Source organism: Streptomyces sp. NPDC047841 (assembly GCF_040704085.1).
Taxonomy (GTDB): Bacteria; Actinomycetota; Actinomycetes; order Streptomycetales; family Streptomycetaceae; genus Streptomyces; species Streptomyces argyrophylli.
On record NZ_JBEYRP010000007.1, the window covers coordinates 319281 to 333459 of the forward strand.

Here is a 14179-nt window from a genome sequence, read left to right on the forward strand (position 1 = left end):
GTCGGTTGCGTCATCCTTCCATGTGATCGAGGGGGAACGCGATGTCCGTATCCCGCCGGTCGGCGCGGCGCCGCGGCGGGAGGCTGGGCGCATGACGACGTACACCGCACGGCCCATCCCGGCCGAGGTTCTCAAGGAGCTGCGCACCGCCGACGACGCCGGCCGACCGCCGGTCCCGGTGACGGACGAGGAGGGCGGCGCCCCGCTGCGCTGCTGCCTGCGCCGCAGCCTGCCCGGCGAGCGGATCGCCCTGGTCTCGTACGCGCCGCTGCGCCGCTGGGCGGCCGGTACCGGCGCCGACCCGGGCGCCTACGACGAGCAGGGCCCCGTCTTCGTCCACGCCGGTGAGTGCGCCGGCCCGGCCGGCGACGCCCTGCCCTTCACCGACTCCGACTCCCACCGCGTCCTGCGCCGCTACTCGGCCGACGGCCGCATCCTCGGCGGCCGCCTGGTGGAGCACCCGGACGCCTTCGCCCCCGCCCTGGCGGAGGCCTTCGCCGACCCGGAGGTGGCGTTGGCGCACGTGCGGGCGGTGGAGTACGGGTGCTTCCTCTTCGAGGTGCGACGGGCGTAGGCCACGCGGGCGCGGCGCGGGAGGTGCGGGGCACGGGAAAGGGGCGGCCTCAGGGCCGCCCCTTTCCCGTGGTCGGGGATTACTTCGACGAGAGTTCCGCCGCCACCAGCTCCGCGATCTGGACCGCGTTCAGCGCGGCGCCCTTGCGGAGGTTGTCGTTGGAGACGAACAGGGCGAGGCCGTTGTCCACCGTCTCGTCGCGGCGGATGCGGCCGACGTACGACGGGTCCTGGCCGGCGGCCTGAAGCGGGGTCGGGATGTCGGAGAGGGCCACGCCCGGCGCCTTCGCCAGCAGCTCGGTCGCGCGCTCCGGGGAGAGCGGGCGGGCGAAGCGGGCGTTCACCTGGAGGGAGTGGCCGGAGAAGACCGGGACCCGCACGCAGGTGCCGGAGACCTTCAGGCCGGGGATCTCCAGGATCTTGCGGGACTCGTTGCGCAGCTTCTGCTCCTCGTCGGTCTCGTTGAGACCGTCGTCGACCAGGTTGCCGGCGAAGGGCAGCACGTTGAAGGCGATGGGGCGCTTGTAGACGTTCGGCTCGGGGAAGTCGACCGCCGCGCCGTCGTGGGTGAGCCTGTCCGCCTCGGCGGCCACCTTCTGCACCTGGCCGTGCAGCTCGGCCACGCCCGCGAGGCCCGACCCGGACACCGCCTGGTAGGTCGTGGCGACCAGCGCCTCCAGGCCGGCCTCCTCGTGCAGCGGCTTGAGCACCGGCATCGCGGCCATCGTCGTGCAGTTGGGGTTGGCGATGATGCCCTTGGGACGGTCGGCGATGGCGTGCGGGTTCACCTCGGAGACCACCAGCGGGACCTCGGGGTCCTTGCGCCAGGCCGAGGAGTTGTCGATCACCACGGCGCCCTGGGAGGCGACCTTTTCGGCCAGCGCCTTGGAGGTCGCGCCGCCCGCGGAGAACAGGACGATGTCCAGGCCGGTGTAGTCGGCGGTCGCCGCGTCCTCCACCGTCACGCCGTCCAGCACGGTCCCGGCGGAACGGGCCGAGGCGAACAGGCGCAGCGTGGTGACCGGGAAGTTCCGCTCCGCGAGGATCCTGCGCATGACCGTGCCCACCTGACCGGTGGCTCCGACGATTCCGACCCTCACGGTGACTCCCTCTGTGTGTCTCTTGCCTGACCGGGGCGTTTCCATCATGCGGCCGACCCCGGTCCACCTGTCCAATTCTTTGTCCCGCGTGCCCGAGGAATGGGACACGCTCAGCCGGCGGACGGTTCCGTACCTCCGCCGGGCACCCGGCTGAGCTGCAGGAATTCCCTCTGCCGGGGGTCCGCGCCGGAAGCTGTGCTGTCCCGCCCCTGCCCGTCCGGATCCCGGCCATACGGGGGTGTGACGTACGCCTCCGAAGACCTCCGGCACCGGCCGAACGTTTCGGCCCGCCGCCGCGTCGTAGGGGCAAACGCGTGAGGGGGTGGCTTGTGCTGCGCGGAAAGGCGCGCCGCGACCGGGGGGCGGAGTACGCCGCCGGTACGGACGGTACCGGCGGCGATCCGCTGGACGCGGCCCAGGAACGCCGGGTGCGGGCGGTGCTCGCGCTCGGCGGGGTGCCGCAGTCGGACCTGCCGGACGGGGTGCAGCAGGTCCGGCTGCGGCTGCTGGAGCGGGCCGCGAGCGGGCGCGAGGCGCCGCGGGACGTGTCGGCGTGGGCGGCGGTGGTCGCCTCCAACCTGGCCATGGACTGGCACCGGGCCAAGCGGCGCCAGGAACGGCTGGGGGAGCGGCTGGCCGCGCTGCGCGCGCCCGCGCACGCCTCCGGGGAGGAGACCAGCCTGCTCTCCCTCGCCGTCGCCCGGGGTCTGGACGAGCTGCCGGCCGCCCAGCGGCAGGTGGTCGTGCTGCGCTTCTTCGCCGATCTGCCGGTGCGGGCCATCGCGGAGGAGCTGGGCATCCCGGAGGGCACGGTCAAGAGCAGGCTGCACACGGCGGTCCGCGCACTGCGCGACCGGCTGCACGAGGACGAGGTGGCGTGACATGACCGCCGGACACGAGGACGCGCGGGGCGCCGACGGCGCCGGACGCGCCGAGAGCGCCGGACAGCAGGGGGAGCGGCACGGGGAGTGGCGGGGGAGCGGCGAGTACCGCGGGCACGGGGAACAGCCAGGGGACGGCCAGTACCGCGGGCACGGGGAACGCGGGGGGAACGGCGAGTACCGCGCACTCGGGGAGTACGGCGGCATGGACGCCCTCATGGCAGCGGTCACCGGGGACCCCCTGCCGGAGGAGGCCCGGCGGGACCCCGCCTTCCTCGCCGCGCACCGGGCGGCCGAGGCCGACGTGGCCGTGCTGCGGGACCAGCTGGTGCGGCTGGCCGAGGCGCTGACGGCGGAGGGGAGCACCGGGGAGGCGCCCGGGGCGTCCCCGGACGCCGCCCCCGCCCCGGCCGCCCCCGCCCCGGACGCCGCCCGGCGCACCCGCGGCCGTACCCGCCCCTCCGCTCCCACCGGGCCCACCCGGCCCACCCGGCCCACCCGGCCAGCCCGGCCGGGGCCCCCCGGGCGGCCGGACGGGTCCCGCCGGGCCCTGCGGATCGCGCTCGGCTCGCTCGCCGGTGCCGCGGCGTTCTCCCTGGTCCTGGGCTTCGGCTGGCTGGTGGCCCAGGGCGGTGGCCCCGGCGGGGCGGACGACAGCAGCGGGGCCTCGTCGGGGGCCAAGCGGAATACCGACGCGACGGGACAGGAGGCCGGGGCCGGCGGGCGGCCGGCGTACCCGGAGCGGGAGCTGGCCTGTTCCCGGCTCGTCGTGGAGGGGACCGTGGCACGGGTGGAACGGGCCGGGGACGTGCCCGGCAGCCGGGTCACGCTCACCGTGATCCGCTCCTACCGGCCCGCACACGGCCCCGCCGAGGTCCGCTTCCTGCTCGGCGCCGGTGCCCGGCCGGCGCCCCGCGCGGGCCAGCACGTGCTGGTGCGGGTCGGCCGGGGCGAGCGGTACGCGGGACTGTGGGCCGTGGGTGACCGCGAGGTGGCGGCCGCGCGCGCCTGGATCACCGATGCCCTGCCCGGGTCCCGGGACCTGACCTGCCCCTCGGGTGACGGCCCGGCCGGCTCCGCGGAGCCCACGGACCCGGCCGGGTGACGGCGGGCAGCCAGTGGCACGCAGAAGGGGCGGGAGTCCGTCAGGACCCCGCCCCTTCCCCGTGTGCGTCACCCCGTTACGGCGTGACCTTCTCGATCTTCACGCTGCCGCTGCCCGCGACCGTGCCGCGCGCGTTCACGAGCTGGACCCGCCCGAAGAACTCGCGGCCGGCCGGGGCCTCGGCGGCGGCCGTGACCTGGCCGGTCACCGTCGCCGAGTCGCCCGTGCCGAGCTTGACCGGGGCCGAGCCGTCGACCGTGACGGAGCCGAGCGCGGTCGAGAAGAACACGTCCCGGTAGTCGTAGTCGGTCGAGCCGGACGGGACGGAGTAGCCCACGACCTGGATGGTGTAGGTGCCGGCGGCCGGGGACGGCACGGACACCGCCTCCTCCGAGTCACCGTCGGCGGACTTGCCGACCTCCTTGCCGGACGCGTCGTACACCATCAGGTCCAGGTCGGCCGCGGTGTCCGAGACGCCCCCGATGGCGACGTCGAGCGAGGTCGCGCCGGCCGGGACCGTCACCGTGGTGGTCTGGGTCTCGCCCTCCTTGATGGCCGGGCGGGCGGTCTTGGCCGAGCCGAGCGGACCGCCGGTCAGCCTGCCGTCCAGCGCGGCGTAGGCGTTGGTCACCTTCCAGGACGCGGTGGCCGGGGTGCCCACCTTGGCCTCGGGCACGGTCACGGTCTGCGGGTCGAAGGCGGCGCCGAGGACGGTGACGTCCAGCCGGTAGGGGTTGTCGAGCAGCGGGGAGGTCCGCCGGGACTCGACCTCGACCTCCCAGACGCCGGGCTGCGGGGCGGCGTAGGAGCGCACGTCGGGCTTGCAGCCGTTGCCGTCCAGGTAGTTGTTGTAGCAGTACGGGGTCGAGGTGTTGTCGGACGGGACGCCGTACGGGTGGATGGCGATGAACCGGGTCTGGCTCTTGTCCTTCAGCCCGCCGATCGCGACCTCCAGCGAGGTCGCGCCCTCGGGCACGCTCAGGAAGTAGGAGCGCGTGCTGTTGCGCTGGACCGAACCGGACGCGGAGTACGTGTACTTCACCGGGGCCGCGACCACGACGGTGGACAGGATCTGCTTGTCGACGCCCTCGGTCCGCGGGTCGTCGACCTCCAGGATCGCGGTCTTGATGCCCTCGGACTTCGGGGCCGCCTGGACCTTGACGGTGACCGGCTGGTTCAGCGGCAGCCTGACGTCGTCGTCGCCGACGATCCGGAAGGTCCCGCCGGCGTCGTTCGCGAAGCGCAGCTCGTGCCGGACCGCCTTGTCCGGGCCGGACGTACGGGTGATCGTCACGTCGTACGTCTTCTTCTGGCCCGCCTTCAGACCGCCCTCGCGGTCGTACAGGCCGGTGCCGAAGCCCGGGGGCTTCAGGGCGTAGTCGATCGCGGTGTCGACCGGGGCCTTGACGGTGTACTCGTGGGCGGTGGCGCCGTCCCTGATGGCGTCCCACGCGTCCACGATGTCGATGAGGCCCGCGCCCTCCTCGTACGCCTGCACGCCCTTGATGTGGTGGGCGGTCGAGGTCAGCGCCGTGCGCAGCGCGGCGGGCGTGAGGTCGATGCCCTTCTGCTTGGCGGCGCTCAGCAGCAGCGCGGAGGCGCCGGCGGCCTGCGGGGAGGCCATCGAGGTGCCCTGGAGCATCGAGTAGCCGGCCGGCAGCGCGTAGCCCGCCTCGGCGACCGGGGAGCCCGGCAGCCAGGTCTGGGTGGTGTTGATCGCGGCGCCGGGCGCGCTGAGGGTCGGTGTGAAGCCGCCGTCCTCACGCGGGCCGCGCGAGGAGAAGGGCATCATCGCGTACTTCGTCTCCACCGCCGAGCCGTAGTTGGCGGCCCAGGTCTCCTTGGAGATGGTCGCGCCGACGGAGATCACCTTGTCGGCGAGACCGGGGTCGCCGATGGTGTTGGCGCCGGGGCCGGAGTTGCCGGCGGAGATGACCAGCTGCACGCCGTAGGTGTCGATGAGCCGGGTGTACAGCGCGGCGCGCACGTTGTTGCCGTCGTTCAGCGCGGGCAGGCCGCCGATCGACATGTTGACGATGTCGACCCCGCGCTTGGTGACGAGGTCGATCATGCCCTCGGTGAGGGCGACGTTGGTGCAGCCGCCGGTCCAGGTGCAGGCCCGCGAGGAGACCAGCTTGGCGCCCGGGGCCGCGCCGTTCATCTTCCCGCCGAACAGGCCGTTGGCGGCGGTGATGCCGGCGACGTGGGTGCCGTGCTCGGACTCGATGACGCCGATGTTGACGTAGTCGGCCTTCGCGCCGGCGGAGTTGTAGACGACGTCCTTGCGGGTCTCGACCACGAAGGGGACGCGCTCCACGACGTCCGTCGCGGGGTCGTCGGTGCCGAAGTACCCGACCTGGTAACCGTCCTTGTACGGCTTCATCGCCGCGTCGTCGGTGAAGTCCAGGTTGTCGTTGGTGTCGACGCGGACCGTGCCGGTGGCCGGGTCGTAGAGCACGCCCCAGGCGTCGGTGGTGTCACCGTCCCGGTTCAGGTCGCCCTTCTCGTCGCCTCCCGCGGTGGCGGACTCGTACATGTAGTTGAACTTGTACGAGCCCTCGGGCGCCGTGAACTTCTCGGTGCCCTGCGAGGCGGTGCTGATGGAGAAGGAGGGGCCGGAGACACCGGTGGTCATCCGCCGCCAGGTGCCGTCGCCGTCGACGACCGGGTCGGTCGCCGTCACCCAGTCGACGATCTTCCGCTCGCCGGTGGTGGTCTTCTGCAGGGCCGGGTGGCCGAGGTCGACGCCGGAGTCCAGGATGCCGATGGTGATGCCGCGGCCGTCCGCCTTCGGGTGGTCCTCGACGAAGTCGACGGCACCGGTCTCGAAGGACGGGTTGTACGGGTTCGCGGCCGGGGTCTTCTTCCCCGGCGCGGGGTACGTGCCCTTGCCCGTCGTGGACTTCGCGCCGTTCGGCGCGGGGTCGTCCAGCGGGATCTCCTGCTTGAGGTCGATCGCCTGGACGGAGGAGAGCTTCGCGGCGGCGGCGATGGCCGAGTCCGCCCGGCCCGTCGGGACGGTGGCGCGGACGTAGCCGAGCTTGTCGTCGGTGCGGCCCACCAGGCCGCCCTCGACCGCGTCCAGCTGCCCGGCGACCTGTTCCGTCTGCCCGGGCGAGGTCGCGATCATCATCGTGACGTTCTTGTCGCCGTCGGCCTTGGCCTCGGCGAGCAGGGCGGCGTCGTCGGAGCCGAGCTTGTCGTGGGCGGACTTCACGGCGGGGTCGGCGGCCGGGGCGGGGGCCGGGTCCGCGGCGAGGGCCAGGGGCACGGGCCCCACCGCGGAGAGGGCGGCCACGACGCCCACGGCCACGGCTATGCGGGCCAGGCGTCTCGGACCGGGTATCGGATCACGCTCGGGCGTGTGGGTCATCGGCATCCCTCAGGTCAAGGAACGAGCGGACGGAGCGCTCAGCCTGGCCGAAAGGCTCGGATTTTGGGGACCGTTGACCGAATCGAAATCAAGGTATGGGGAAAACCCGCGATGGATATGAGCGAAGTCGGCCGGTATCGTCCGGATTTCGCTCAACCCTCCTTCGAACGGGCGTAATGCCGGGAGGCCTTGGCCCGGTTGCCGCACGCGGCCATCGAGCACCAGCGGCGGGTGCCGTTGCGGGACGTGTCGAAGAAGTACAGGACGCAGCCGCCGCCGGCGCAGGTGCGGATCCGCTCGGGAGCCCGGGTGAGCAGGTCCAGGTAGTTCCGGGCGGCCAGCCAGGCCGGGCCCCAGGCGGGGTCCGCGAACTCGGGCTCCTCCGCCGGGCCGCCGGCGGTGAGCCGGGCCCGGATGCGGCCGTGCTCCAGTACGGCGTCCACGAGCGGAGCCGCCCGCTGCGGTGACCCGTCCACGGCCGCCTTGACCGCCTCGCGCGCCGTGCGCAGATGGCGCAGTACCGCCGCGTCGGCCGGATGGGTTCCGGCCAGCTTGTTGGACGCGAGCCAGACCGCCAGCCCCTCGGCGTCCGCGAGCAGGTCCTGGATGACGCCGTCGCTGTTCCACCGCGTGTTGAGCAGGTCGAGCGCGAGCGGCTCTCCGGTGAGCGGGCGGGGGTCGCGGGCGCTGGACATCGGGCACTCCTCCTCGGCTAACCGGTCAAGCGTACGTGAGCGGTTGACTCTGCCGAGTCTAACCTTCTAACGTGCTGTTCGAAGGTTAGAGATGCCCGGTGAGGGCACACCGAAGGGAAGAGCCATGACCTTGAGCACCGGCCACACGGGCCTGAACGTCACCGACCTCGACCGCTCGCTCGCCTTCTACCGGGACGTCCTCGGCTTCACCGTGCTGGCCGAGGGCAAGGAGGACGACCGGCGCTACGCGTTCCTGGGCCACGGCGGCGACCAGCTCCTCCTCACCCTGTGGCAGCAGGCGCGGGGGTCGTACGACAGCGGCCGGGCCGGACTGCACCACCTGGCCCTCACCGCCGACACGATGGACCGGGTCCGGGAGTACGAGACGGCGCTCAGGGCCGCCGGGGTGGAGTTCGCCCACGACGGTGTGGTCGCCCACCGGGAAGGCGCGTCCTCCGGCGGGATCTTCTTCCACGACCCGGACGGCACCCGCCTGGAGATCTCCGTCCCGCACGGCGCCGAGCAGGCCCCCGCCCCGCACGCGTCCGCCCCGACCTGCGGTTTCTTCTAGCCATGGGCGTGTTCCACGCGGGCTCGCGGGCCATCCAGGACCAGACCGGCGTCCGGGACCGGGCCGACCACGTCGGCCGCTCCCTCGGCCAGGACATCAAGCCGGTCGCGGCGGCCTTCCTGGAGCAGCAGCCCCTGCTGATCGTGGGCGCGGCGGACCCGGGGACGGGAAGGGTGTGGGCCTCGGCACTCACGGGAGCACCGGGTTTCGTCCGGGCGACGGGCCCGAGGCGGATATCCGTCGACGGAGACACCGCCCAGGCGTTTGCCGCGACGGAGGCGCACCCGGACGACGGCCCACCACGCGTCGGCACCATCGCCCTGGACCCGAGGACCCGCCGCCGCATGCGCCTCAACGGCCGCCTTCACCCCACGGCGACCGGATTCACCGTGGAAGCGGACCAGGTCTTCTCCAACTGCCCCAGACACATCCAGCGAAGGGAGTCGTACGAAACGGTCGACCGCACCCCCGGCACCCCCCGCCACCTCACCGGACTCGGCGACGGGGAAGCCGGCTTCATCCGGTCCGCCGACACCTTCTTCCTCGCCACCGTGCACGGGGCCGGCGCCGACGCCAGCCACCGCGGCGGCAACCCCGGCTTCGTCGAGGTCACGTCCCCGCGCGAGCTGACCTGGCCGGACTACCCCGGCAACGCCATGTTCCTCAGCCTCGGCAACCTGCGCACCGACCCCCGCGCCGGTCTGCTCTTCCTGGACTGGGACACGGGCACCACCCTCCAGCTCACCGGCGAGGCCCGTACCGAGTTCGCCCGGGACGGCACCCGTACCGTCCGCTTCACGCTCACCGAGGCCGTGTGCACCCCGGCCGCCCTGCCCCTGCGCTGGTCCGCGCCGGAGTATTCGCCCGCCAACCCGGACACCGCGCGCTAACGTCCGTCCATGCGACGGAAACTGAGGGTGGCGGCCTACGCCGTGTGCGTCCGCGACGGACAGCTCCTGCTCGCCCGCTCGCCGGCGCCGGACGGCACGCCCGAGTGGGTCCTGCCCGGCGGCGGCATGGAGCACGGCGAGGACCCCTACGACACCGTCCGCCGCGAGGTCGGCGAGGAGACCGGCTACCGCATCGAGGTGACCGGTCTCCTCGGCATCGACTCCGCCCGCCACGTCCTGCCCGGCGGGCGCCCGCGCCGCCGTACCGACCACCACGGAGTGCGCATCCTCTACACCGGCGAGGTCGTGGGCGGTGAACTCCGCTACGAGGTGGGCGGTTCCACCGACCTCGCCGCCTGGCAGGACCTCGACGCCGTACCCGGGCTGACCCGGGTGCGACTGGTCGACACCGCGCTGCGGCTGTGGCGCGAACAGCCCCCGCACGGACACCTGGAGGACGTGGCCCTACCCCGGCAGTTGAACGAGGAGTGACCGGTCCCGGTCCACCGGCGATCCGCTCCATGACCGCGCCCGGTAACCCGTGATCCACGTACGGTGATTGGCGCCGCGCGTTGCGACCGCGTTCACGCGCAGGTCATCCCCGGTGCCAACGATCCACAGTGAGCGGGACGTTCGCGTCCGTGGCGGCCCGCGACCACTGCCGACGCGTTCGCACTCGGGGAGACCGCGCATGTCGCGCATACGCTCTGTCGCCACCTCCGCCGCGGGGGTCAACCGCCGTACCGTCCTCGCCGCCGCCGGAGCGGTCTCGCTCTCCGCGGGCGTCGGCTACGCCCTGCGCCCGGCCGGCGGCGAGCCCGTCACCGCCGCCGAGGAGCCCGTCGCCCACAGCGGACGGGCCTTGGCCGCCGCGCCGCTCGCCCCCTACACCAAGGGCACGACACTCGCCTCCGTCGCGGCCCCCCGCAACAGCTCCGGCTACCGCCGGCTCGGCGACGGTCCCGGCTGGAAGCGGGTCGTACGCGACGAGCTGGCCACCCCCAAGGCCGGCCGCGCGGGCCGCCGCCGGGCCCTCGCCGCGTTCGTGCAGTTCACTGACATGCACCTGACGGATGTGCAGCACCCGCTGCGCGCCGAGTTCGTGCGCGCCGCCGACCCGCACGCCTGGCGCCCGCAGGAGGCGCTGACCGTGCAGGGTGCCATCGCCTTCGTCGAACGGGTCAACGCGCTGCGCGGCGGCCCCGTCACCGGCGCTCCGCTCCACTTCGTCATGACCACCGGCGACAACACCGACAACAACGCGCTGTCCGAACTCGAGTGGTACATGAAGGTGATGAGCGGTGGCCGCTTCGCCCCGAACTCCGGTGACCCGGCGCACTACGAAGGCGTGCAGAACAGCGGCCTGAAGCTGTACTGGCAGCCCGGCGCCGCCCTCCGCGACAACGACAAGGCGCTCGGCTTCCCGCACCTGGACGGGTTCCTGGCCGCGGCGATCCGCGAGGTGCGCAGCCCCGGCCTGAAGCTGCCCTGGTACTCCACCGTCGGCAACCACGACATGCTCCAGCTCGGTGTCTACGGCTCCCACGGCGACCCCTACCTGGCCGAGGCCGCCATCGGCGGCCGGAAGCTGATGACCGTCTCCGCCGCCGAGGCGAAGAAGTTCCGGGACACCAACAAGAACGCCCGGGACCCGCGGGGCACCGGCTACCGGGACTTCCTCAAGGCGCACGCGCGCGCCATGCGCTCCGTCACCCCCGACGAGAAGCGGGCGCCGTACACGCCCGCCGACTACCTCAAGGCCCACCTCGACCCCGCCCACCAGGGCGTCGGCCCGGTCGGGCACGGCTACTCCTCCGCGAACCTCGACACCGGGACCCAGTACTACTCCTTCCGCATCTCCGACGACGTCATCGGGATCAGCCTCGACACCAACGACGCCGGCGGCCACTTCGAGGGCTCCCTCGGCACCGCCCAGCTCAACTGGCTGGACAAGACCCTGAAGGACAACAAGGACTCCTACGCCGTGGTCTTCAGCCACCACACCAGCACGACCATGACCAACACCCGCCCCGACCCGGCCCGCCCCGGCGAGCGCCGGCACACCGGCGAGGAGCTGGTGGCCCTCCTCTCCCGGTACCGCAACGTGCTCGCCTGGGTGAACGGCCACGTCCACAAGAACGTCATCACCCCGCACGCGGCCTCCGGCGGCCGCTCCTTCTGGGAGATCTCCACCGCCTCGCACATCGACCACCCCCAGCTCGCCCGCGTCGTCGAGCTGGTCGACAACAAGGATGGCACGCTCTCCGTCTTCACCACCCTCATCGAGTCCGCGGCCCCGCACCGCACCGACTTCGCGGACCTCTCGCAGACCGGCCTCGCCGCCCTCTACCGCGAGCTGTCCTTCAACGCCCCGGGCGCCAGCACGACGTTCGGGGGCAAGGCGGCCGACCGGAACACCGAGCTGGTGCTGAAAAAGAACTGATATTCACTCAACCGGAGTACACCCGGGCAACCTTCGCACAACCCTCCCGGGTCCCTCCCCCCGACCGCACCGGCACACCACAGGTTGGGGAAGACATGCGCGCACGCACAGCTCTGGTGGGCGGCACCGCCCTGCTCCTCGCGGCGGCCCTCGCGGGACCGGCCGTCGCGGCCGGCCCCGCACCCCACGAGCGCACCCGCGAGGCCGTCGAGGCGGCGGTCGAGGCCGGCGTCCCCGGCGCGACCGTCACCGCGCGGGACGGCCACGGCGTCTGGTCCGCCACCGCGGGCGTGGGCGACACCCGCACGGGCGAGCCGCGCTCGCCCGCCGACCGCTTCCGCGTCGCCAGCATCACCAAGACCTTCGTCGCCACCGTCCTGCTCCAGCTGGAGGCGGAGGACCGGCTCTCGCTCGACGACCCGGTGGACCGGTGGCTGCCGGGCGTGGTGCGCGGCCACGGCCACGACGGCCGCCGGACCACCGTCCGGCAGCTGCTGAACCACACCAGCGGCATCCACGACTACCTCGCCGACCCCGGCTTCAGCACCGCCTACTTCACCAAGGACGGCTTCTTCCGGCACCGCTACGACACCCTCACCCCGCGGTACCTGGTGGACCTCGCCATGCGGCACGCGCCGGACTTCGCCCCGGGCACCTCCTGGCGGTACTCCAACACCAACTACGTCGTCGCCGGGATGGTGATCGAGAAGGTGACGGGCCGGTCGTACGCCACCGAGATCGACCGCCGGATCATCGGCCCGCTGCGCCTGCGGGCGACCTCCCTGCCCGGCACCCGGGTCACCCTGCCGCGGCCGGGCAGCAGGGCGTACTCGACGTTCAGGGTCCCCGGCGGCCCGGCGTACGACGTCACCGACCTCAACCCGTCCATGGCCTCCTCCGCCGGAGAGATGATCTCGGACGCCGCCGACCTGTCCCGCTTCTACGGCGCCCTGCTCGCCGGCGAGCTGCTCCCGGCCCGGCAGCTGAAGGAGATGGAGACCACCGTCGCCACGCAGGCCGACTCCCCGCACATCCGGTACGGCCTCGGGCTCATGAACACCCGGCTGAGCTGCGGCGTCCGCGTCTGGGGCCACGACGGCGGCATCCACGGCTCGGTGTCCGAGGCGGCGTCGACGGCGGACGGCCGGCACTCGGTGGCGGTCAACTTCAACGGGGACTGGGCCGGGGACACCGTGGACGTGCTGGAAAAAGGGTTCTGTTAGCCAACGTTTCGCCCGCTTAGCGCCGCGTTAACGCGCACGCCATGTCCGTACCGCCTCATATCGGCTAACCCGCTGTTCACGGGGATGGCTCGATTTTGTGCAAGGCGGGTGGTCGTGTGCGCGCGAGGCACGGACTGCGTGTGCTGTCGGTCTACGAGGGCTTCTTCTCCGGAGGGGCCCGGATCGTGCACTCCGACGTCGTTCTGGGACTGGCCGAGGGCGGCCAGTCCCACCAGGTACTCAGCATCCACGGCGAGGTCCACCGCGAGGCCACCCGGCAGCGCATGGAGGACGACGCCTGCTACCGGGCCCTGACCGCGGGCGGGGTCGGCGTCACCTCGCTCGGCCGCACCGCGGGGCTGGTGGACGGCACGGTCGCGGCGAACGTTTTCAGCGGGCCCGAGCTGGCCGAAACCGCGCGGTCCATGGCCGCGGCGGACGTGATCCTGTCGCTGAAGGAGCAGCCGCTGGCGCTGCTGAACCAGGCCGGGCTGCCCCGCCGCCCGGTCGTGGTCTGCCTGCACCGCTCCGACCCGGAGAACCAGGGCCCGGCGCTGGCCGAGCTGAAGGCCGCGATCGCCGACGGCACCGTGGTGGCCTGCGTGTGCTGCGCCGAGTCCACGCGGGACGCCTACGCGGCGGCCGGCGTCCCGCGCGAGCTGCTGCACGTCATCCCCAACGGGGTGGACCTGCTCCGCTTCCGCCCGGACCCGGCCGCCCGGACGGCGTTCCGCGCCTCCCTGGGCATCCCGGCCCCGGCGCCGGTGACCGTCTTCGCCGCCCGCTACGCCGCGATGAAGAACGTGCCGCTGTTCCTGCGCGCCGCCCGCGCCTGGCTCGCCCGCGAGCCCGAGGGGCACGTCCTGATGTGCGGTGCGGGCATGACGGACACCAACCCGGCGCTGCGGGCCGACCTCGAGGTCGCGTTCGGCGCGGACCGGCACCTCGCGGAGCGGGTGCGGCTGCTCGGCGTGCGCCGGGACATGGAGACCGTGTACGCCGCCGCCGACGTCGTCGCCCTCACCTCCGCCTCCGGGGAGGCGGCGCCGCTGTGCCTGATCGAGGGGATGATGTGCGGCGCGGTCCCGGTCACGACGGACGTGGGCGACAGCGCGCGGATCATCCGGGGCCACGGGTTCGTGACCCCGCGGGACCCCGGGGCGATCGCCCTGGCCTGGTCGGCGGCGGTCGCCGACCGCGCCGTACTGGCCCCGGTGCTGGCGGCGAGCCGCGAACGCTTCAGCCGCACGCGCATGATCGCGGCGTACGCCGCCCTGCTCGCGGGCGTGCACACGGCGGCCTCGCGGCTGCCCGAGCCGCTGTAG

At 73.2% G+C, this 14179-nt stretch carries 12 protein-coding genes; 9 read left to right on the forward strand and 3 right to left on the reverse strand.

Annotated features, from left to right (window positions below; genetic code table 11):
• The first annotated feature begins 91 nt into the window (after positions 1 to 91).
• Positions 92 to 574, forward strand: coding sequence for a DUF1203 domain-containing protein (locus tag AB0947_RS13885; RefSeq protein ID WP_366750557.1), 483 nt, complete (start codon positions 92 to 94; stop codon positions 572 to 574).
• A 79-nt stretch (positions 575 to 653) separates the two neighbouring features.
• Here the strand turns inward: AB0947_RS13885 and AB0947_RS13890 are convergent, their stop codons facing one another.
• The gene (locus AB0947_RS13890; RefSeq protein ID WP_366750558.1) at positions 654 to 1673 is read right to left on the reverse strand and encodes an aspartate-semialdehyde dehydrogenase; all 1020 of its coding nucleotides are present in this window, start codon (positions 1671 to 1673) and stop codon (positions 654 to 656) included.
• 329 nt (positions 1674 to 2002) lie between these two features.
• On the opposite strand from AB0947_RS13890, the gene AB0947_RS13895 reads away from it, so the two are divergent.
• Together AB0947_RS13895 and AB0947_RS13900 are read left to right on the forward strand one after the other, a co-directional pair.
• The gene (locus AB0947_RS13895) at positions 2003 to 2554 is read left to right on the forward strand and encodes a sigma-70 family RNA polymerase sigma factor (protein WP_171160015.1); all 552 of its coding nucleotides are present in this window, start codon (positions 2003 to 2005) and stop codon (positions 2552 to 2554) included.
• 1 nt (position 2555) lies between these two features.
• Positions 2556 to 3659, forward strand: a complete 1104-nt coding sequence (locus AB0947_RS13900; RefSeq protein ID WP_366750559.1) for a hypothetical protein — start codon at positions 2556 to 2558, stop codon at positions 3657 to 3659.
• A gap of 76 nt (positions 3660 to 3735) precedes the next feature.
• On the opposite strand, the gene AB0947_RS13905 is transcribed toward AB0947_RS13900, so the two are convergent.
• On the reverse strand, positions 3736 to 7032 hold the full coding sequence (locus AB0947_RS13905) for a S8 family serine peptidase (protein ID WP_366750560.1): 3297 nt from the start codon (positions 7030 to 7032) through the stop codon (positions 3736 to 3738).
• A 152-nt stretch (positions 7033 to 7184) separates the two neighbouring features.
• Complete coding sequence (locus AB0947_RS13910; protein WP_366750561.1) at positions 7185 to 7727, reverse strand: CGNR zinc finger domain-containing protein; 543 nt, start codon at positions 7725 to 7727, stop codon at positions 7185 to 7187.
• Between the two features lie 124 nt (positions 7728 to 7851).
• Between AB0947_RS13910 and AB0947_RS13915 the strand changes: the two genes are divergently transcribed.
• The 6 genes from AB0947_RS13915 to AB0947_RS13940 all read left to right on the forward strand — a co-directional run bounded on the left by AB0947_RS13915 (position 7852) and on the right by AB0947_RS13940 (position 14179).
• A complete protein-coding gene (locus AB0947_RS13915; protein ID WP_366750562.1) occupies positions 7852 to 8298 on the forward strand; it encodes a VOC family protein in 447 nt (148 codons plus the stop codon).
• Positions 8299 to 8300: 2 nt separating this feature from the next.
• Positions 8301 to 9188 (forward strand): pyridoxamine 5'-phosphate oxidase family protein, encoded by an 888-nt coding sequence (locus tag AB0947_RS13920; protein ID WP_366750563.1) that lies wholly within the window; start codon positions 8301 to 8303, stop codon positions 9186 to 9188.
• Positions 9189 to 9215: 27 nt separating this feature from the next.
• On the forward strand, positions 9216 to 9680 hold the full coding sequence (locus tag AB0947_RS13925) for an NUDIX hydrolase (protein ID WP_366750614.1): 465 nt from the start codon (positions 9216 to 9218) through the stop codon (positions 9678 to 9680).
• Positions 9681 to 9879: 199 nt separating this feature from the next.
• Positions 9880 to 11631, forward strand: coding sequence for a TIGR03767 family metallophosphoesterase (locus tag AB0947_RS13930; protein WP_366750564.1), 1752 nt, complete (start codon positions 9880 to 9882; stop codon positions 11629 to 11631).
• Between the two features lie 95 nt (positions 11632 to 11726).
• Positions 11727 to 12854 carry a serine hydrolase domain-containing protein gene (locus AB0947_RS13935; RefSeq protein WP_366750565.1) on the forward strand — a complete coding sequence of 376 codons (1128 nt, stop codon included), beginning with the start codon at positions 11727 to 11729 and terminating at the stop codon, positions 12852 to 12854.
• A gap of 140 nt (positions 12855 to 12994) precedes the next feature.
• Entirely contained in the window at positions 12995 to 14179 is a 1185-nt protein-coding gene (locus tag AB0947_RS13940; protein WP_366750615.1) for a glycosyltransferase, read from the forward strand.

Coding starts and splice junctions, on each gene's coding strand:
- AB0947_RS13885 (WP_366750557.1), top strand. CDS start 92: ATGACGACGTACACCGCACGGCCCATCCCGGCCGAGGTTCTCAAGGAG.
- AB0947_RS13900 (WP_366750559.1), top strand. CDS start 2,556: ATGACCGCCGGACACGAGGACGCGCGGGGCGCCGACGGCGCCGGACGC.
- AB0947_RS13905 (WP_366750560.1), bottom strand. CDS start 7,032: ATGACCCACACGCCCGAGCGTGATCCGATACCCGGTCCGAGACGCCTG.
- AB0947_RS13910 (WP_366750561.1), bottom strand. CDS start 7,727: ATGTCCAGCGCCCGCGACCCCCGCCCGCTCACCGGAGAGCCGCTCGCG.
- AB0947_RS13915 (WP_366750562.1), top strand. CDS start 7,852: ATGACCTTGAGCACCGGCCACACGGGCCTGAACGTCACCGACCTCGAC.
- AB0947_RS13920 (WP_366750563.1), top strand. CDS start 8,301: ATGGGCGTGTTCCACGCGGGCTCGCGGGCCATCCAGGACCAGACCGGC.
- AB0947_RS13930 (WP_366750564.1), top strand. CDS start 9,880: ATGTCGCGCATACGCTCTGTCGCCACCTCCGCCGCGGGGGTCAACCGC.
- AB0947_RS13935 (WP_366750565.1), top strand. CDS start 11,727: ATGCGCGCACGCACAGCTCTGGTGGGCGGCACCGCCCTGCTCCTCGCG.